The following is a 19,488-nucleotide window of genomic DNA, read 5'->3' on the forward strand; positions in this document are numbered from 1 at the left end:
AAGAAGAACGGCATGATCGAAATCCGTGACCTGCAACTGCTTAGCGCCTTGGCGCGGCACCGTCATTTTGCCAAAGCGGCCGAGGAATGCGGGATATCGCAACCCGCCTTTTCAATGCGTATCCGCAACCTCGAAGATCGCTTGGGCGTGTCGATCGTCCGCCGCGCCAACCGGTTTCAGGGCCTGACCGAAGAGGGCGAGATGATCGTCCAGCGGGCACGGCGTATCCTTGATGACACCAAGGCGCTGGAACAGCAGGTGCTGGCCGCCAAGGGTGAGATCACCGGCACCCTGATACTGGGTGTGATCCCGACCGCGATTGCCTTTACCGGGCGGCTGACCAAACGGTTGCGGGATGCGCATCCCCGCATCATTACGCGCATCGAGACAATGTCTGCCACAGCGATCCAGCACCGTCTGGACGAGGGCAGTCTGGACGCGGGCATCACCTATGGGGACAGCATCGGAACCGATTTGCGGCAGGTGCAACCTTTGTACGAAGAGACCTATGTCTTGCTGGTGCCGTCGCATATGACGGATGAAACCGGCCCCATACCATGGGCAAGTGTGGCCGAATTCCCACTCAGCCTGCTAGAGCCACAGATGCAGAACCGGCGCATCCTCGACCGGATTTTCGCTGAACAGGGCCTGCACCCGGATGTCGTCGCCGAAACCAGCGGATTTACCGCTTCGATGGTCATGGCGCGCGAGGGGTTGGCGGCCACCGTGGTCCCTCGGGTGCTGGTGCGAGCGTTGGGTGATCTTAAGGGAACAAAGGTGCTGCCACTGGTCGATCCCGTTGTCAGCAAGCCGATTTGTCTTGCGACCCTTACACGGGATCCCGAATTGCCAACAGTCGAAGCGCTGCGTGCCGTGGTGACGTCTTTGCGGTGATAAGCTGTCGTTATCGTGCGATTGAAATATGCGATTTGACGATATGCTATTCTGATGAGACACGGAGCCTCAATCGGAGGGCATCATGGCACCATTAGACACCAAGCCATCAGGCGCACCCAAGGGCGTCTGGAAGTCAGGTAAAGGCAAGGGGCGGCACACGCCCAAAGGCCGTCAATTCACGGATGAGGCACAGGCGGAAATTACACGTCTGCTGGGCGACCGCCCACGCCGTCGCGATCTGCTGATTGAATTCCTGCATTTGATTCAGGACGCACACGGCCATATCAGCGCCGACCACATTGCCGCTTTGGCGGTCGAAATGCGGGTGGGGCAGGCAGAGATCTATGAAACGGCAACCTTCTATGCCCACTTCGATGTAGTGAAAGAAGACGAGGCCCCTCCGCCCGCGTTGACGATCAGGGTCTGTGATTCTTTGTCCTGCGAAATGGCTGGTGCCCAGCAATTGCAAAAGGCGCTTGAGGATGGTCTGGACGCGTCCGAGGTTCGCGTTGTCCGCGCGCCTTGCATGGGGCGCTGCGATACGGCCCCCGTGCTTGAGATCGGTCACAACCATATCGACCATGCGACGCCGGAAAAGGTGCAGTCCGCGATTGCTGCCGGTGATACCCACGCCCATTTGCCCGACTATGAAACCTTCGTTGCCTATGCCGAAAACGGCGGTTATGCCAAACTGAAAGAGCTGCGCGACGGTGGCGATTGGGAAAAGGTGCAGGAAGACGTCCTGTCCTCGGGCCTGCGTGGTTTGGGTGGCGCTGGCTTCCCGTCCGGCAAGAAATGGGGCTTTGTTCGCATGAACGAAGGTCCGCGCTATCTGGCTGTGAACGGCGATGAGGGTGAGCCCGGTACGTTCAAGGACCGTTACTATCTGGAACGCACGCCGCATGTTTTCCTTGAGGGCATGCTGATCGCCGCTTGGGCGGTCGAGGCTGAGACTTGCTTTATTTACATGCGCGACGAATATCCGGCAGTGCTGGAAATCCTGCGCCGTGAGATTGTAGCGCTGGAAGAGGCCGGGATCGTTGAGCCAGGCTATATCGACCTGCGCCGGGGGGCTGGCGCCTACATCTGCGGTGAAGAATCCGCGATGATCGAGTCGATCGAAGGCAAAAAGGGCCTGCCGCGTCATCGTCCTCCGTTCGTGGCGCAGGTTGGGGTCTTTAACCGCCCGACCTTGGTGCATAATGTTGAGACGCTGTATTGGGTCACCAAAGTGTGCCGTGAAGGGCCTGAATGCCTTAACAGCACCGAAAAGAATGGTCGCAAGGGTTTGCGTAGCTATTCGGTCTCGGGGCGGGTCGCGAAGCCGGGTGTTTACCTTCTGCCTGCTGGCTCGACCATTTTGGATGTGATCGAAGCTGCTGGTGGTATGGCCGAAGGTCAGACCTTCAAGGCGTATCAGCCGGGCGGCCCGTCCTCGGGCCTGCTGCCTGCGTCGATGGACGATATCCCGCTGGATTTCGACACATTGCAACCGCATGGCACCTTCATCGGCTCTGCCGCTGTGGTGGTTCTGTCCGATCAGGATACCGCCCGCGATGCGGCGCTGAACATGTTGCGCTTCTTCGAAGATGAAAGCTGCGGCCAGTGCACGCCCTGCCGTGCAGGCTGCGAAAAGGCGGTCAAGCTGATGCAAGCCGACAAGTGGGATCAGGATCTGCTGGAAGACCTGTGTCAGGTCATGGGCGACGCCTCGATCTGCGGTCTGGGGCAGGCAGCCCCGAACCCGATCCGCCTGGTCATGAAACACTTCGCTGACGAAATCTGAGGGAGACAGAGCCATGCTTGATGCAAGCCCAACCAAGACCGTCACCTTCAACCTGAACGGCGACGACGTCACCGTGCCCGAAGGCACCACGATCTGGGACGCGGCCAACGGCCGTGGACTGGTAATCCCGCATCTGTGCCACAAACCGGCACCGGGCTACAAACCCGACGGTAACTGCCGCGCCTGTATGGTCGAGGTGGAAGGCGAGCGCACTCTGGTCGCCTCGTGCATCCGCCCTGCCTCTGAAGGTATGGTTGTCAAGACAGACACCGACCGCGCCGAAAAATCGCGTGCGATGGTCATGGAACTGCTGGTCGCTGACCAGCCCGAACAGCCGCATGATGTGTCCAGCCACTTCTGGGACATGGCCAAGCTGAACGATGTCAGCGACAGCCGCTTCCCGGCGAAAGAGGCCGAAAAGATCCCGCTGCTGGATGACAGCCATGTTGCGATGCGCGTCAATCTGGACGCTTGCATCAACTGTAACCTCTGTGTCCGCGCCTGCCGTGACGTGCAGGTCAATGACGTGATCGGAATGGCCGGTCGCGGACATACCTCGCAGGTGGTGTTCGATCAGAACGACCCGATGGGGACTTCGACCTGCGTAGCTTGTGGCGAATGTGTTCAGGCCTGCCCGACGGGTGCCTTGATGCCGGCCACTGTGCTGGACGATCAGCAACAGGGGGACAGCAAGGATTACGACTCTGAAACCGAAAGCGTCTGCCCGTTCTGTGGTGTTGGCTGCAAAGTCTCGCTGAAGGTCAAGGATGGCAAGGTCAAGTATGTCGAAGGCATCAACGGCCCCGCAAACGAAGGCCGTCTGTGCGTCAAAGGCCGCTTTGGCTTCGACTATATCCACCACCCGCACCGCCTGACCAAACCGCTGATCCGGCGCGAGGATGCGCCTGCCAAGGGCCTGAACGTCGATCCCGGCAACCTATCGACCCATTTCCGCGAAGCGACCTGGGAAGAGGCGATGGATATGGCGGCCACCAAGCTGAAGGCGATGCGCGACGAGGACCCGCGCAGCGTTGCGGGCTTTGGCTCGGCCAAATGCACCAACGAAGAGGCCTATCTGTTCCAGAAGTTCATCCGTCAGGGCTTCCGCCACAACAACGTCGACCACTGCACCCGTCTGTGCCACGCGTCGTCAGTGGCGGCGCTGATCGAAAACGTGGGTTCGGGCGCGGTGACCGCGACCTTCAACGAGATCGAAAACGCGGATGTGGCGATCATCATCGGGGCCAACCCGATCGAAAACCACCCCGTTGCAGCGACCTATTTCAAGCAGTTCACCAAGCGCGGTGGCAAGCTGATCGTGATGGATCCGCGCGGCGTTGGAATGCGCAAGTTCGCGGATGAGATGCTGCAATTCCGCCCCGGTGCGGATGTCTCGATGCTGAATGCGATCATGAATGTGATCGTCGAGGAAGAGCTGTATGACAGCCAGTATATCCACCGCTGGACCGAGAACTGGGAGGCCGAGAAAGAGCATCTGCGCCAGTTCACGCCCGAAGCGATGTCACCGATCTGTGGTATTGAACCGGACCAGCTGCGCCGCGTCGCCCGCACCTTTGCGCAGGCCAAAGCCGGTCTGATTTTCTGGGGCATGGGGGTCAGCCAACACATCCACGGCACCGATAACTCGCGCTGCCTGATCTCGCTGGCACTGATGACCGGAAATGTTGGTAAGCCAGGCGCGGGTTTGCACCCGCTGCGCGGTCAGAACAACGTGCAAGGTGCCTCTGATGCGGGTCTGATCCCGATGTTCTTGCCGGATTATCAATCGGTTACTGATGATAATATCCGCGCCAAGTTCAACAACGTATGGAACTCTGAGGATTTCTCGAACGAGAAGGGCCTGACGGTTACCGAGATCATTGATCAGGCTTACGCGGGCAACATCAAGGGGATGTACATTCAGGGTGAAAACCCGGCCATGTCCGACCCGGATGTGGGTCACGCGCGCGAGGCATTGGCCAAGCTGGATCTGATGATCGTACAGGATATCTTCCTGACCGAAACGGCGAACTATGCTGACATCATCCTGCCCGCCTCGGCGCTGTATGAGAAAAACGGCACCGTGTCGAACACCAACCGTCAGGTGCAGCGGGTGCGCCCCGCTGTGACGCCTCCGGGTGAGGCACGCGAGGATTGGAAGATCACGGTGGAACTGGCGCAGCGCATCGGTCTGAACTGGGATTACACGGATGTGTCTCAGGTCTTTGCCGAGATGAAGCTGACCATGGCGTCGCTGGACAACATTACGTGGGAGCGTCTGGAAACAGAAACGATCACCTACCCGTCGCTCAGCGAAACCGATCCGGGTCAGGCGATTGTGTTTGGCGATGGTTTTCCGCGTGCCGATGGCCGTGCGCGGTTTACCCCTGCCAGCGTCATCCCACCGGACGAAGCGCCGGATGACGAATACCCGATGATCGCCACGACCGGCCGTCAGTTGGAACATTGGCACACCGGATCCATGACCCGCCGTGCTAAAGTTCTGGATGCCGTAGAACCGGAAGCGAACTGTTCCTTGAACCCCCGAACACTCAAGCTGATGGGGATCGAGCCGGGCGAAATGATCCGTCTGACCACACGGCGTGGTTCGATCGAGATCATGGCACGCGCGGACCGGGCCATTGCCGAGGACATGGTGTTCATCCCCTTCGCCTATGTCGAGGCGGCTGCGAACATCCTGACCAACTCGGCCATCGATCCGTTTGGCAAAATCCCCGAGTTCAAGTTCTCGGCTATCCGGGTTGAAAAAATCGAAGACGCGGTCGCGGCAGAATAACCTTGTTGCGTACACAGCATGAAAGGCGGCCGATTGGGCCGCCTTTTTTCTTTCCTTGACAGTAAGTTACTTGCAGCCAACCCTGTCGCCGTCACTGGTGCAGGAGTTTTACATGACCCGCCGTTTCGTCGATCTGTCCGTTCCGTTGGAAACCGGGATCGTTTCGGACCCGCCAATCATGCTGCCCGAAATCGAATACATGACCCATGATCAGACCGCAGAACAGGTCATGTCCTTCTTTCCCGGCTTGCAAAAACAGGACCTACCGGGCGGCGAAGGCTGGGCCATTGAGCGGCTGCAAATTGCCACGCATAACGGCACCCATCTGGACGCGCCGTATCACCACCACTCGACCATGAATAATGGCGAGAGGGCGATCACCATCGATGAGGTGCCGCTGGAATGGTGCATGAATCCCGGCGTAAAACTGGATTTTCGCCATTTCGACGACGGCTATGTGGTGTCTGCCGCCGATGTTGAGGCCGAGTTGAAGCGGATCGGGCATACCTTGCAGCCGTTGGATATCGTGGTCGTGAACACCTCAGCCGGTACGCAATACGGACAACCCGACTATCTGATGAAAGGCTGCGGTATGGGGCGCGAGGCGACGTTGTACCTGACCCAACGCGGGGTGCGGGTCACTGGCACAGACGCCTGGAGCTGGGACGCACCCTTTGCGCTGACGGCCCAGGAATATGCCGAAACGCGCGACCCGTCGATTATCTGGGAGGGCCATCGGGCGTCGATGGATATCGGTTATTGCCACATTGAGAAATTGACCAATCTGGAAGACCTACCACCAACGGGTTTCGAAATTTCGTGTTTTCCGTTCAAGATCAAGGGCGCCTCGGCGGGTTTTGTGCGCGCCGTCGCAATATTCGAGGAGGATCCTGATGACTAACCCCCTCAGCGGTCACGATGGGCCCTATGATGCCCCGATTGAAATACGAGGGTTTAGAGTTTTGCCGGAATGGATCGACTATAACGGCCACATGAATGTGGGGTTCTATGGCGTGGCCTTCGACCGCGCGTTGGATCACTTGATGGATGATCATCTGGGTCTGGGCGAGGCGCAGGTCAACGCATTGGGGCAGGGGCCTTACATCCTGCAGTCGCATATGAACTTTCTGCGCGAGATTAGGCAGGACGAACCGTTCTGGTTTCGCTTTCGGATGTTGGATTCCGATCAGAAACGGGGGCATTACTTTGCGCAGATGCTGTCCGATGATGGCGAACTCTGTGCGACGCAAGAGGCGCTGTTCATGAACGTCAGTCATACGACCGGGCGTTCCACTCCTTATCCGGACTGGGCGGTAGCGCGGTTGGCTCGGATGGTTCAAGATCATGCACCATTGGACCCCGCGCCGCAGGTTGGGCACACCATTGGCATCCGCCGCAGCGATTAATAATCCCGTTCGAAAAACACGCCAACCCCGGTTTCTCCGCGCCCGTCGACTGAACCGCGGACAGTAAAATTGTCCGACACGTCAAGGTTCAGGTTCACCTCGGTGTCACCTTCGGTATTGACGGTGAAATCGGTATAGAGATTGTCGCTCAGATACGCGCCGGCCCCCAGACGGCCCGCACCGCCTTCGGACGCGCCAATATCCACCGTGTCAACGCCGGTCGAATCGCGAAGCCCTTTGGTTGCATCTCCCCCGGCACCGCTGAGCTGCGCCAGAGACGCCGCCATCTGGGCGATGACAAAGGGTGAAATTTGAGAAAAGCGGTTACCGAACAAGAGCATGGCCAGCGCCTCTTCGGCTGGGCGTTCAGGGTCGGAATAAACGTCAACCTCCGGCGCATCCAACGGGCCCGCGATTTCGATTGTGGCGGTGCCATCGGACGTGCTGGTGGATGAGGCGAACTCGATATACGGCGTCAGGTCGCCTTGCAGTGTCACGATGCCTTTTGTCAGGGCCAGCCTGCGGCCCAGAATGTCGAAATGTCCCCGGATCAGTTCGATTTGGCCGGATGGGATAACTGCAGTGGTCGTGCCGCCGATATTCAGCCGCCCCCCCAGTTCGGCGTTCACACCCCGGCCGCGCACGAAAACCGCCTTGGGCGCCAGCAGGCTGACATCCAGCGCTATACGTGAATCGCTTTTTTCGGCGCCTTCTTTGACAATCAGGCCGGCGCGTTCACGTGTGAGGTAAACGGCCGAGCTTTCGTTGACATGCCTAATCTCGGGGATAGGTGCGGCGCCTACGGCACCAGCCGCAGCGGCGAGGTTGATATTGGTTTTCTCAAAGGTGATCTGACCGGAAACGGCGCTGTTGCCCGCCAGCGCTCCGGTCATGGCGATCTCGCCGTTCAGCGTTGTCTCGTACAGAAGCTTGTCTGTTAGCACCAACTGATTGAGCCGCGTAACAATGTTCGCGTTCAGGGGCGGCGTCAGGTCCAATGGCCCCGAGACGGTAAAAGTGCCGCCCGCGCGCATGCCACCATTCAACGAGATATTGGCGCGGCTCTGCGCCAATTCGACCGAACCACTGATGCCAGTTATTGTCTGTCCGATTGAAGGGATCGCAAATGACGTGCCCGAAGTGGTGATAGAACCGCTGAGCGAACTTAGCTCGGGCTTTCCCTTGAGCCGCAGATTGTGCCGAGCCGATCCTTCGATCTTGTTGGGTGAGATAAAGATGTTGGCGACGCCCAGATTGATGCCACCCTGCGCCCGCAGATCGGCCTCGCCGCTGTTTTCATCGAAGGTTCCAGCGATAGTGCTGTTGATCTCGGCCGGACCATTGGCTGATCCGTCAATGGTCCAGACGCCGTTGTCGCGCTTGGCCGTGCCGGTTGCCGCAACGGTGCCAGGGAATTCGGGCGCGAACCGTTCGATCCTGTTCAACTTGGCGTCGAAATCCAAATCGGCTGAACCATCGGTGTCTACTGTTCCGGTCAGGGCTGCATAGGAACTGTCCGGGCCGCTCAGGCGCATGTCTCCTTCCAGTCCCGATCCCGTTGGGGCAACATTCCCGTCCAACGTCAGCGGGCCGGACATCGACGTCATAACACGGGACAGATCGTCAAGCTGGGCCGAGAAGGTCAGGCCACCCGCCTCTCGGTCCAGTTTGCCCGATGCTGTAGCCGATAGGGCAGTGCCCCTCAGGCTAAATGTACGGACTTCCATGCCGTCGTCGTCTTTGTCGGCATCAATGTTCAGGGTCGTGCGGCCCTGGATCAATTTATCGACCAAATCAATCCCGGTCTGAAGGTCGTCAGCGTCCACATTGCCCTGAACGTCAAAGACACGATTGGCGAGATTTCCGTTGCCCTGCACATTCGCGGCGACTGAGCCGCCCAGGTCCCGCTTGGCCAACCCCGAGAACAGCGACAGATCCGGGGCGTTCACACGGGCGGTGCCGTCAACCGAAAGCTCTCCGCTAGGGTCATCCACCGTTGCGGCGACTTTTGCAGTTAAGGCGGTACCGTTGACCGTCGCTTCGCGGATTTCAATCAGATCGGTCGTGCGTGCCCCGTCCCAGGTGATCGTGGTCTTGCCGGTCAGCAGCGGATCGATGTCGGACATGCCGGTTTGTATATCCTGTCCGATCACGCTGGCCGTGCCGTCGAATTCCAAAGTCTGCACGGTGCCCTTGCCGTCCATTTCCGCCCGCAGGGCGCCACCCAGTTCACGCTTGGCCAGACCGGAAAAGACCGACAGGTCAGACGCATTCACGCGGGCCTTGCCGTCAATGGTCAGGTTGCCGTCAGGTGTCGTGACCTCGCCGCTGGCCTTTGCCTGCGCAGCTTCGCTGTTCAGGTCAAACTCGCGAATGGTGATGCCGTCGCTGCCTCGGTTGGCATCCAATGTGATGGTGGTTTCGCCTTTGATGACGGGATCGATATCGGCGCGCCCGGTGACCAGATTGCTGCCCTCAAGCACCAGTTTGCCGTCAAAGCTACGCTCCAATGGTGAGCCTGTGCCGTCAACGCGGGCAGAGGCGCTACCGCCCAGATCAAGCTGCGCCAGGTCCGAAAAACGCGACAGGTCCGATGCCTCAAGCGTGGCCGAACCGTCAACCGTCAGGCCACTATTCAATCCGTCGATCAACGCATCCAGCCCAAGGGTATAGTCGGTTCCCACCAGTTCGAACCCCGACAGGTTCAGCGACTGATCGCTGCCGTAATCGAACTGCCCATCCAGCGTGATGTTCTCTCCCAAGGCCGTGTTCAGGGCCTGATCATTCAGATCGATCCCGTCGACGATGGCCTGAAGGTCTCCCGTTACACTGAATGAAGTGCCCTGTTCCAACGTGCCCTGCGCGGTGATGCGGGCCGTGTCCAGTTTCGCTTGCGGAGATTGAAACGCATTCGCCGTCAGGCTCAGATCCCACAAATTGCCGTTTTTCTGATCGAACAAAGCGGAAATCTGTGCCGCTTCAATCGAGGTTTCGCCGCCTTTGACCGGCAAAACCACCTTTGTTCCGTCGGGCGGGGTGATCCGACCCTGCAAGGCCGCCAATTGCAACGTGCCGCCTTCGGCCAATTGCAACTCACCCTTTAGGTCCAGGGCTTGGGTGGTCAATTCCAGATCGGGGATATCCAGCGCGCCTTGCGGTTTGGTTTGGCCGTCCACGAACAAGCGTGTTTTCGGGCCAAAGAACGGGTCCAGATCCTCGGCCATAAAGGGGGTCAGGTCGCCACCCAGATCGGCGGTAAAGGCGATCCCGTCTGCCGCACCGGTTTCAGCGGCGCGCAGCTGTATCTGCCCTGTGACCTGTTGCTGATTGTCGCTGCTCAGGGCGATATCAGCAGTGAAATCGGTCACTGGGCCCGAGCCTGTGACCGACAGGCCGATCGGTGGGCTGTCGGGAATATTCAGCGCAGTTGATATCACGCCGCCTGCGGCCTCTTTAACCTGCAGGTCCAGATTGATCTCGCGCGAGGTGTTCTGGAACCCGGCGGTCAGTGTCACCTCATCCCCTCCGCGGTCCAAGCGGGTGACATCCAGGTTGGTGTCCAATGTACCATCGGCCAGTGACAGGTTCCCCGTCACCGCCAGATCGGCGGCAACCCCGATCAGAGGTTTACCCAGTGACAGCTCATCAATCCTGATTTCACCGATCTCGATGGAAACGGGCAGTTCCGGTAGTTCGAAAGGTTTGGTCTCGGCTGTCGGCGCAGGCGTGTCCTTGGTGGTTGTGCCCGGCGCGCGGGCGATATCGATTTCCTGCGCGGTCAGGGCATTGACGGAAAACCGACCCCGTATCAGAGCCAGCCGGTTCCAGTCCAGCTCGGCGTCCTTGATGGTCAACCAGACGCCTTCGTCGTCCGACACGGTAATCTCTTCAATCGTGGCGCGGGCGCTCAGCGCGCCTTGCAGCCCTTTGACGGTGACGTTCTGATCATCTCCTGACAAGGTGTCCTGCAGGAAACGTTCCAGCATGCTGCCGCCGCCATCATCCTCTTGCGCGAGTACAGGCGGCGCTGTCAGGATCAGCACAGTTGTCACAACCGGATATGAAAACTGCCGTATCAAAACGCTTGTCCGATCCCGATATAGAATTGCAGACCATCGCCAGTGTCGCCCTGAACCGGCAGGGCTAAGTCAACGCGTAGAGGGCCGAACCCCCCAAGATCATACCGCACCCCAAGCCCGGCACCGGAATGGTATTCTGCACCGCTGCCGATGAAAGAAGAAGTGTCCACAGTACCGAAATCATAGAACCCGACAAGCGATATCGTGTCGGTGATCTTGCCACGGACTTCTCCCGACAGACCGAGGAAGGACTTGCCGCCTGCTTCACCACCGTTGACTGGAATGCCGAGGCTTTCGAACGGCTGCCCACGCACTGTGCCGGCACCACCCGAGAAGAACAGGAAATCCGGCGTCACATTGCTTGGGGAAGGACCGATTATCGATCCTATCTGAGCCCGACCAGCCAAAACGAGCCGCCCGCCCGTGCCCAGGCTGGTATAGGCGCGTGTGTCGGCGAACAGCCTGATGCCCGTGTCTGTGCCGGAAAAACCTACAAAGGGCATGATTTGCGCATCCAGATAGAATCCGCGAGTCGCGCTGACCTTGCTGTCACGCTCGTCCCATTCAGACCGGGTTGGGATAATGAAATAGCGGAACTTGCGGCCGCTGCCATAGGCGTCATCTGCATCCGACCACTGAAATCCAGCCGAGGCTTCGGCATAAAGCCGGTCGGAAAAGGTGCGACGCGCACCATAGGCCAGCGAGGCCACGGATACGTTGTAATTCTCGGTATTCCGCCGCTCCAGCAGGGCGCTCCAAAAGGTGTTGTCGTCCGGGCCCAGCCGGTCGGGTTGATCAAGGCGCAAACCAATGCGGCCGTCCAAATCCTCGGTTCCGCCGATATTGCGCAAAGCGGCTTCGAACCGCAGCCGTTCCGCGCGGCGGAAGACGTTGCGATGGGTCCAGGTCGCGGTGACATCCAGCCCGGCATTCGAGGCCAGCTCAACCCCGAAGGTCAGGCGGCGTTTGGGCATGTCCTCAAAAGTTGCATCGAAATCCAACGTGCCATCGGGATTGGGCGTTTCATGTTCTTCGATCGAAACGATGCTGAACGTACCTGTCCGACGCAAGCGAGTGCCGACCTTCTGGATTTCCGCTGGCGAATAAACCTCGCCCGAGGGAAAGCCGGCGATCTTGTTGATCGAGTGGTGGCGTACATCTGTATCGCCTTTGATGAACATCTTGCCGAAGGTCAGACGCGGACCGGGCTCAAGGTCGATTTCAGCATCCAGCTTTCTCTGCGCATGGCGAGCGATGACGGTTTGGTCTTCAAGTTGGGCTTTGGCGTGACCGGCGTCCCGCCAGCCCTGCACCCCGGCCGAGGCCGCCTGTTGGATGGCACCGGTCGTGGCCAGTTTTCCGGGAGCGAACTCCTCTGGCAGGATTGTCTCCGGCGTAACGGGGGCGACGATAGCCGTTCCAAAAGTGAAGGTCGGTCCGGTATTTACCGTGATAACCGCTCGGTTGATCGTGTTGGGTACGGTTAGCGAACTGATGTCAGCCGCTTCTCGGCCATCCAGCTTGATGCTGACGACGGGGCTGAAATAGCCCTCGTCATAAAGTATCTGTACGAGCGTGCGGTAATCCGACAGGGCAGCGGACAGAACCTCAAGCGGTGTATCCAAACCACGTTCATCTGCCGTTAAGACCGAGGAGGTTTCTTCGATACGTTCAACCACGTCCTGTGGCGCACCGGGCGCGGACAGGGATGTTTCCAGCGCGGCCAGAGATGAGGGCAGAGCGGCGGCAATAACGCCAAGCAGACAATATTTCACAAAGGCCTGTGGCCTGCTTCCCCGCATCGAATGGCTCCAACTGCCCCAAGTCGAAATCAATTTCACCGTCTTATGAAAAACAACGGCTGATACCGTTCATGTTAGAGCATCAGTTTCCACACAGGGAAAGAACTTATCGAATGAGAGGCCAAATTACCGGTTTGTGTGCCCTGTCAGCCCCGTTTGCGGGGCGGTAATGTGGCGCCAACCCATGAACGCATTGACGGGCTCCTCCCGCCCGATCCCATCGCATCAAGGATGCTCGTGACCCGTTGGGCCGGGCAGCGCTCGGGCAAGCCCGCGCGCTGCGGTTCCACGAATTCAAGGCTGTGCCATCAGGCGGGCGACGTCGAGCATACGTGCGGAAAAGCCCCATTCATTGTCATACCAGCCGAAAATGCGAACCTGCCGGTCGCCGACCATCCGCGTCTCGGGGCCTGCAATGACCAAAGATTCCGGTCGTGTACGCAAATCTGACGACACCAGCGGGTGATCGGTCCATCCCAGAACGGGAGACTGCGCGACCGTCTTGCGCAGCTCGGCTTCAAAGTCAGTGGCGGACATACCGCGCTCAAGTGTTGCGACCAAATCCACCGCAGACACGCTGGCTGTGGGGACACGCACCGCCGCGCCCGAGATGCGACCCGCGAGATGCGGCATGACCTCATCAATCAAGTGCGTGGCGCTGGTGGTGGTGGGCACCATGGAAAGCGCCCCGGCGCGTGACCGGGCCAGATCGCCGCGCGGGGCGTCAATCATGGGTTGGCTGTTGGTATAGCAATGGATGGTCGTCATATGGGCCGAGGCGATGCCGCCGATTCCATCCAGCACCTTGATCAGTGGGGCCAGCCCATTGGTGGTGCAGGACGCGTTCGAAACGATCCGGGCGTTGCCCAACTGCGCTTCGTTGGCGCCCAGAACGATCGTGACTTCGGTTGCGGGCGAGGGGCCCGAGATCAGCACTTTGCCCGCCCCGGCGGTCAGCCCCTGGCTGGCAACATCCGAGGTACGGGCGACGCCGGTGCAATCCATCAGGACATCCACGCCGCTCAGGTCGACGCGGGACAGGTCTGGGCTGTGGGTCACCGGGATTGTGTGGCCGTCGATGACAAGGGTTCCGTCGCCGGTATCGACAGGCCCAGAGTAGGGGCCGAACGTGCTGTCGTATTTGAACAGGTAGGCACAGGTTTCCAGCGGTGCGATATCGTTGATCAGCACCAGCTTAATATCCTTGCCCCACGGCAAAGCCAGCAGCTGCCGCAGGATCGTGCGGCCAATACGACCGAATCCATTGATTGCGAGTTTCATGCGCAAGCTATGGCAGTGGGCCGCGCTGACCTCAATGCCCGTTTCGCGGCAAGATCAATTGCAGCTGACCTGCGAAAAGAACTGGCCTGAGATGTTTTGATACATGCTGGCCCGGATAGGCTTGCATCCGGTGGCTGCCTGAATGGCGGCCATAGCTTGAATGGTGCGCAGGCGCGGTGGCGGACCGAACGGGTTCAGATTGTTGTTGTCACGCGTGGCGCGGTACACGACCGGAGCATCCGAAACCTGCGTAACGGCCCATGTGCGGCTCATGACGAAGACCGATTTGGTTTCCTCTTTGGCGACTACAGGGGTCGCCTCTAAGGCCGTCAGGCCAATTACAGCTGCCAGTGCCAGCAGGGATCCGCGCAGTACCATTGAACAATCTCCAGTGCTAAAAACGGTGCTATTTCACCAGATTCAAGCGCTTCTGTGAACCCCTGCGCGGGAAAAACTGAATCGGCGTAAGTGGTTAGCCAGTTACGGGGTGGTTGCTGGTTCGCGTCTTTGCACAGTTGATCGTGGTTGTTTCGGTCCGCCCACGCACCATAGGGGGCATTCGTGCAGGGTAACTCAGTTGTGCCGAGCGAACGCCACGAATGGAATGCCATGCCAGTAGCGGCCTTAGACTGTCAAAAGAATTGTTCTGGATAGTTTTAACGTTTGCCCAACAGGGCTTGGCCCCCGTTCGCTGCCGGTATAGTCTTGAATGCAAATCTATTTCAGCAAGGTGAGGCGATCATGAAAGCCTGGATTTCTTCTACATTGGTAGCTGTTGTTGTTCTGGCTGCAATCCCGACCGTGCAGGCCAAGCCGCTTTCCCGAATCATCGCAGAAATGGGGCTGACACCTGCAGATTTCGAGGTTGTGAACACAGCCGCTGACGCGATGCTGTCAGGCGCGACACCTCGGGTGGGTGAGGAAAGTTCCTGGGTGAACGAAGCCACCGGTTCGAAAGGCACGATTCGCGTCCGCGACGTACGTGACAACTGCGTACACCTGCAGCATTTCATTCGACCCGAAGGATCGGATCAGACTCGCGAGGTCAGAACTCGCCGGTGTCGCGACGCAGGCGGAAACTGGATCCTGACACCCTGATCTGGGTCTAGTAACCGCGGGCCCTGTCGACTTCGTGCAGCAAAGGGCCTCCGGCGCTCAGGCGGCTGAAATTCTCGCCCACATCAGCCAGCGCTTCGCCCAGATGCCAGCCCGACACGTGCGGCGTGATGGTGACACTGGGATGTGTCCAGAGCGGGCTGTCGGACGGAAGTGGTTCGGTCGAAGTCACGTCCAGCACCGCATGACCGGGTGTACCATGGTCCAGCGCGACGATCAGGGCGGTTTCTTCAATCAGATCCCCGCGACCCGCGTTCAGTAATTGGCTACCTGGCTTCATTGCCGCCAGCATCCCTGCATCGAACAAACCGATTGTCTGCGGGGTCGAAGGCAGGATCGCGCAGACATGGTCGCACTGACCCAGCAGTTCTGGCAGAGCCGCGTCGCCATGCAGGCAGGTAACCCCATCGATCTGCTTGGCTGAGCGGCTCCAACCCATCACTTGAAACCCGACGGCGCGTAGCATTTTGGCGCTGCGGGCGCCGATATGGCCCAGACCCAGCACACCTACCACGGTGTCTGGCGAATAGAGTGGTGCTCTGGGGGCCCATTCCGCGCGGTTTTGCGCCTTTTCATGAAAGGTCATGTGTCGTTGATGGCGCAGAACATAAGCGACGAACCATTCGGCAATACCCTGCGCGGGGGCGTCCGGTTTCAGCCGTGTTATACGCACATGCGCGGGCAGGTGCGGATTGCTGACGATGGTCTCTACCCCGGCGCCCAGTTTTTGCACCAGTTTCAGGTTGGGCAGCCGCTTGGGGTGATCGTTGCACAGCACGACGACGGCGACCATCGTGATGTCGGTTGGATCACCAAGGGTTTCAGGCGTGCGTACATCCATGTCCGGGTGCAGCCGCCGAATGTCTTGGGCGATGTCGTTGTCGCTTATCCAGTCGGACAACCCGGTTTCGATCAGCAACGCCATGTCGCGCCCCCCTCTGCTTCAATTTGCCAGTGATGACGTGCCGTCACTGAACTGGACATCGTTGCCGCAGCTAAGTCATTCTTTGGCCCAAGGTAAAGCCCGGTCATCGGATCGGATGACCAGACACGCACAGAAAACTTTTGAGGCAGCGTATGAACGGGACACAAGACCTGAACCAACAGGCCTATTTTCATCTGCGCCCTGATGGCGCTTTTGTGGGCAATGACCCCGCCCGGGGGCCGTGGTCGGCCGATCACTGCCACGCCGGGCCTGTCAGCGGTCTGATCGTGCGTGCCGCGGAAACCGAGGTGGGACCGGAAAAGATGCTGACCCGCCTGACGGTCGATCTGCTGCGCCCACAACCCTTGGCAGGGCTGCGCGTGGCTGCCGAGACTACGCGCCACACCAAGACGCTGGCGACCACGCGGGTAACGGTTCACGATCTGGATGACTCGCTCTGCGCCACTGCGACCACGATGCACTTGGCCCGCCGTAACCTGGGACCGGTCCCGAATGTCACGATTACTCCACCGCGGCTGGAAGACGCGGTGACGGGGCCATTTCCGATCGGTGAGATACGTCACGGTCTGCCGGGCTTCGCCAACCACTCAGAAGTGCTGTACCCGAAAGACGGCAATCAGGGCGCCGGTCCCAAGACGGTCTGGATGCGCACCCCGGCTTTGCTTGAGGGCGAGGACCCTTCGCCGATTCAGGCACTGTGCCCGCTGGCCGATTGTGGCAACGGCATCTCGTGGAATGCACCGACGACCGAGATGGGGTTCATGAACACCGATCTGACCGTGCAAATCCATCGCGAGCCGGGGTCGGATTGGCTGGCCTCAGAATCGCTTTGCCATTGGCAGCCGTCGGGGATCGGAATGTCCCAGTCCGTATTGTATGACACGCAAGGTCCTGTCGGTACGGCCCTGCAAACGCTGGTTCTGTTCCCGCCAAAATGATCCTTTGGCCGGTTTCTGCGGGTGCTGATTGAATCGCATTGCCGCGCGCGGACGCAGGCCCTATCTTTCACGCATGCGTTGGATTGTAACCCTGTTGACTTGCTGCCTGCCGATCCCGGCCATGGCGCACCCGCATGTCTTTATCGACACCGGGCTGGAATTCATTGTGGATGACGCCGGCCAACTGACCCATGTGCGGGTGACCTGGGCTTATGATGAACTTTACTCGTTGTATCAACTTGAAGACATGAAATTGGATCAGGATTTCGACGGAGTTCTCACTGAAAATGAAGAGAAATTCCTGGCCGGTTTCGACGCACAGTGGATCGAAGGGTACAATGGCGATCTGGTTGTCTTTGCAGATGGCGTGCCCGTGTCGCTGTCCGGCCCATTGGAACCGACAGCAACCACCGAAGATGGTCGTATCGTGACAACCCATTTGCGCGCGGTTGATGGCGACGCGGTGTCTGCATCTTCGCTGACGGCGAAGGCTTTTGATGAGACGTTCTACATTGCCTATGAACTGACCCGCCCGGTGACGGTGAGTGGCCCTTCGTCCTGTCAGATGGATCGGATCGACCCCGATATCGATGGTCAGCTGGCGCAGATGCAGGCCTTTTTGTTGACACTGGACGCTGATTACGACCTTGAGGAAAACGACATCCCGCTGGTCGGGGAAAACTTTGCGACCGAGATTTTCGTTTCATGTCCAAATACCTGATTGTTCCGGTTGCCATCGCCATTGCGTTGCTTCTGTGGTTTTGGGGCAGCGGTGGGTTTGACAGTCTGGCCGCGTGGGCGGCGGGTGAGCAGCGCGAGTTTCAGAACCAGATCGCCCGATCCTTACGTGCCGCACGGGCGGAACAGCCCGAGGCCGTCGCCACCCTGCTGACTGTTTGTTTCGCCTATGGGTTCTTTCATGCCATCGGTCCAGGTCACGGCAAGGTGCTGATCGGCGGGTACGGGCTGGGTCGTCGGGTCGCCTTTTGGCGGTTATCCGCAATCAGCGTGCTGTCCAGTCTGGGGCAGGCGGTGACAGCAGTCGTGCTGGTTTACGCTGGCGTTTTGGTGTTTCAGATGTCACGCGAAAGCCTTGTGGGAACAACCGAACAGGTCATGGCCCCGATCAGCTATGGTGCCATCGCCGCGATCGGTCTGTGGCTGGTGTTTCGCGCCATTCGCAGCTTTGCCCGCAGACACCGCAGAAACACAGCGCAAGCGCATCACGACCACGATCATCACCATGGTCACGACCATCACCACGACCACGATGTCTGTTCAGATTGCGGCCATCGCCACGGCCCCTCAGTGGAAGAGGTGGCACAGGTCGGTAGTCTGCGCGAGGCGCTGTTGCTGATTGCTGGCATCGCCGCCCGGCCTTGTACCGGGGCGCTGTTCGTATTGATCCTGACATGGCAGATGGGCATTGCGATGGTTGGCATCGCTGGGGCGTTTGCCATGGCGCTGGGTACGGCGATGGTCACGACTCTGGTCGGGTGGACGTCGTTCGGGTTGCGCGGGGGATTGCTGGCCTCTGCCTCGGCCACGCGGTTTGCATCTGTGCTGGCCCCGACCATCGAATTGGTGGCGGGTCTGACAATCGCGGTTATCGCCAGTGGTTTGCTGCTGCGCGCGATTTAACCGAAGACCGGTTCGGGATACCCGACCCGCGCCAGGTACAAGCCCTGCGGCGGGCATACTGGCCCACAGGCGGCGCGATCAGCGGCCTGCAGCGCGTCGCACACATCTTCGGGCGTCCACGCGCCCGCACCGACACGCTCCAGCGTTCCGACAAAGCTGCGCACCTGATTGTGCAGGAACGACCTGGCGCGGACGTGGAAATGTATCTCAGGTCCCGAGAAACCATCGACCTGTTCAACCCGCAACTCATCCAGCGTTTTGACCGGGCTCGCGGCCTGACAGATGGACGAGCGGAAGGTGGTGAAGTCATGCTGCCCGATCAACATATCCGCCCCAGCCTGCATGGTATCGACATCCAGCTGGTGATTGATCTGCCAGACTTGCCCGGCGTCATGGGTCGCAGGCGCACGACGCATCAGGATGCGGAACAGGTATTGCCTCTCTAACGCGGAAAACCTGGCGTGCCAGTCTTCGTCAACCTGTGCGGCTTTGACGATGGCCACCGGCTGCGGCTTGAGGTGATAGTTCAGCGCCTCAGACAGGCGGAACGGGTCCCAATCCTTGACCAGATCGCAATGGGCGACTTGACCCAGCGCATGAACGCCCGCATCGGTGCGGCCCGCGGCAGCTATGGTGTGATCACCGGGTTGAATTCGCGACAAGGCCTGTTCGATTGCTCCCTGCACAGACGGCAATTCCTTTTGCCGCTGCCATCCGGCAAACGGTTCCCCTTGGTATTCGACTTTCAGCGCGTATCTAGGCATGGGCCGCTGGTAACCCGCCCTGCGAAAGGGGGCAA

At 59.4% G+C, this 19,488-nt stretch carries 15 protein-coding genes; 9 read left to right on the top strand and 6 right to left on the bottom strand.

From position 1 onward, the window contains the following. The first annotated feature begins 12 nt into the window (after nt 1-12). From ACR0B8_RS10035 to ACR0B8_RS10055, 5 genes are all read left to right on the top strand, one after another. Nucleotides 13-894 carry a LysR family transcriptional regulator gene (locus ACR0B8_RS10035; protein WP_170351746.1) on the top strand — a complete coding sequence of 294 codons (882 nt, stop codon included), beginning with the start codon at nt 13-15 and terminating at the stop codon, nt 892-894. Between the two features lie 85 nt (nt 895-979). After that, a complete protein-coding gene (locus ACR0B8_RS10040) occupies nt 980-2,683 on the top strand; it encodes an NAD(P)H-dependent oxidoreductase subunit E (protein ID WP_226688949.1) in 1,704 nt (567 codons plus the stop codon). A 13-nt stretch (nt 2,684-2,696) separates the two neighbouring features. Continuing rightward, nucleotides 2,697-5,480 carry a formate dehydrogenase subunit alpha gene (fdhF, locus tag ACR0B8_RS10045; RefSeq protein ID WP_226688950.1) on the top strand — a complete coding sequence of 928 codons (2,784 nt, stop codon included), beginning with the start codon at nt 2,697-2,699 and terminating at the stop codon, nt 5,478-5,480. Between the two features lie 112 nt (nt 5,481-5,592). Continuing rightward, nucleotides 5,593-6,381: a cyclase family protein gene (locus ACR0B8_RS10050; protein WP_170362429.1), complete on the top strand. Its 789-nt coding sequence runs from the start codon at nt 5,593-5,595 to the stop codon at nt 6,379-6,381. After that, nucleotides 6,374-6,886 carry a thioesterase family protein gene (locus ACR0B8_RS10055; RefSeq protein WP_480658291.1) on the top strand — a complete coding sequence of 171 codons (513 nt, stop codon included), beginning with the start codon at nt 6,374-6,376 and terminating at the stop codon, nt 6,884-6,886. Before ACR0B8_RS10050 ends, ACR0B8_RS10055 begins: the two co-directional genes overlap by 8 nt. Here ACR0B8_RS10055 and ACR0B8_RS10060 read toward each other — a convergent pair. From ACR0B8_RS10060 to ACR0B8_RS10075, 4 genes are all read right to left on the bottom strand, one after another. Then, nucleotides 6,883-10,929, bottom strand: a complete 4,047-nt coding sequence (locus ACR0B8_RS10060; RefSeq protein WP_480686149.1) for a translocation/assembly module TamB domain-containing protein — start codon at nt 10,927-10,929, stop codon at nt 6,883-6,885. The genes ACR0B8_RS10055 and ACR0B8_RS10060 overlap by 4 nt on opposite strands. Before the next feature lie 32 nt (nt 10,930-10,961). Continuing rightward, nucleotides 10,962-12,767 (bottom strand): autotransporter assembly complex protein TamA, encoded by a 1,806-nt coding sequence (locus tag ACR0B8_RS10065; protein ID WP_170553723.1) that lies wholly within the window; start codon nt 12,765-12,767, stop codon nt 10,962-10,964. Nucleotides 12,768-13,061: 294 nt separating this feature from the next. Continuing rightward, entirely contained in the window at nt 13,062-14,048 is a 987-nt protein-coding gene (locus tag ACR0B8_RS10070; protein WP_170362426.1) for a type I glyceraldehyde-3-phosphate dehydrogenase, read from the bottom strand. Between the two features lie 54 nt (nt 14,049-14,102). Then, on the bottom strand, nt 14,103-14,426 hold the full coding sequence (locus ACR0B8_RS10075) for a hypothetical protein (RefSeq protein ID WP_170351739.1): 324 nt from the start codon (nt 14,424-14,426) through the stop codon (nt 14,103-14,105). Between the two features lie 363 nt (nt 14,427-14,789). Here ACR0B8_RS10075 and ACR0B8_RS10080 point away from each other — a divergent pair, with 363 nt between their 5' ends. Continuing rightward, complete coding sequence (locus ACR0B8_RS10080) at nt 14,790-15,146, top strand: hypothetical protein (RefSeq protein WP_170351738.1); 357 nt, start codon at nt 14,790-14,792, stop codon at nt 15,144-15,146. A 7-nt stretch (nt 15,147-15,153) separates the two neighbouring features. Here the strand turns inward: ACR0B8_RS10080 and ACR0B8_RS10085 are convergent, their stop codons facing one another. Further along, nucleotides 15,154-16,089, bottom strand: coding sequence for a 2-hydroxyacid dehydrogenase (locus ACR0B8_RS10085; RefSeq protein WP_170362425.1), 936 nt, complete (start codon nt 16,087-16,089; stop codon nt 15,154-15,156). A gap of 152 nt (nt 16,090-16,241) precedes the next feature. On the opposite strand from ACR0B8_RS10085, the gene ACR0B8_RS10090 reads away from it, so the two are divergent. The 3 genes from ACR0B8_RS10090 (at nt 16,242) to ACR0B8_RS10100 (ending at nt 18,689) form a co-directional block, all read left to right on the top strand. Next, nucleotides 16,242-17,048, top strand: coding sequence for a thioesterase family protein (locus ACR0B8_RS10090; RefSeq protein WP_226688952.1), 807 nt, complete (start codon nt 16,242-16,244; stop codon nt 17,046-17,048). 73 nt (nt 17,049-17,121) lie between these two features. Further along, nucleotides 17,122-17,769: a DUF1007 family protein gene (locus ACR0B8_RS10095; RefSeq protein WP_226688953.1), complete on the top strand. Its 648-nt coding sequence runs from the start codon at nt 17,122-17,124 to the stop codon at nt 17,767-17,769. Continuing rightward, the gene (locus ACR0B8_RS10100) at nt 17,754-18,689 is read left to right on the top strand and encodes a nickel/cobalt transporter (RefSeq protein WP_170517785.1); all 936 of its coding nucleotides are present in this window, start codon (nt 17,754-17,756) and stop codon (nt 18,687-18,689) included. Before ACR0B8_RS10095 ends, ACR0B8_RS10100 begins: the two co-directional genes overlap by 16 nt. Here the strand turns inward: ACR0B8_RS10100 and truA are convergent. Then, nucleotides 18,686-19,453, bottom strand: coding sequence for a tRNA pseudouridine(38-40) synthase TruA (gene truA, locus ACR0B8_RS10105; protein WP_226688954.1), 768 nt, complete (start codon nt 19,451-19,453; stop codon nt 18,686-18,688). The two genes, ACR0B8_RS10100 and truA, sit on opposite strands and share 4 nt — an antisense overlap. Between the last annotated feature and the right edge of the window lie 35 nt (nt 19,454-19,488).

Source organism: Ruegeria sp. BH6 (assembly GCF_056538105.1).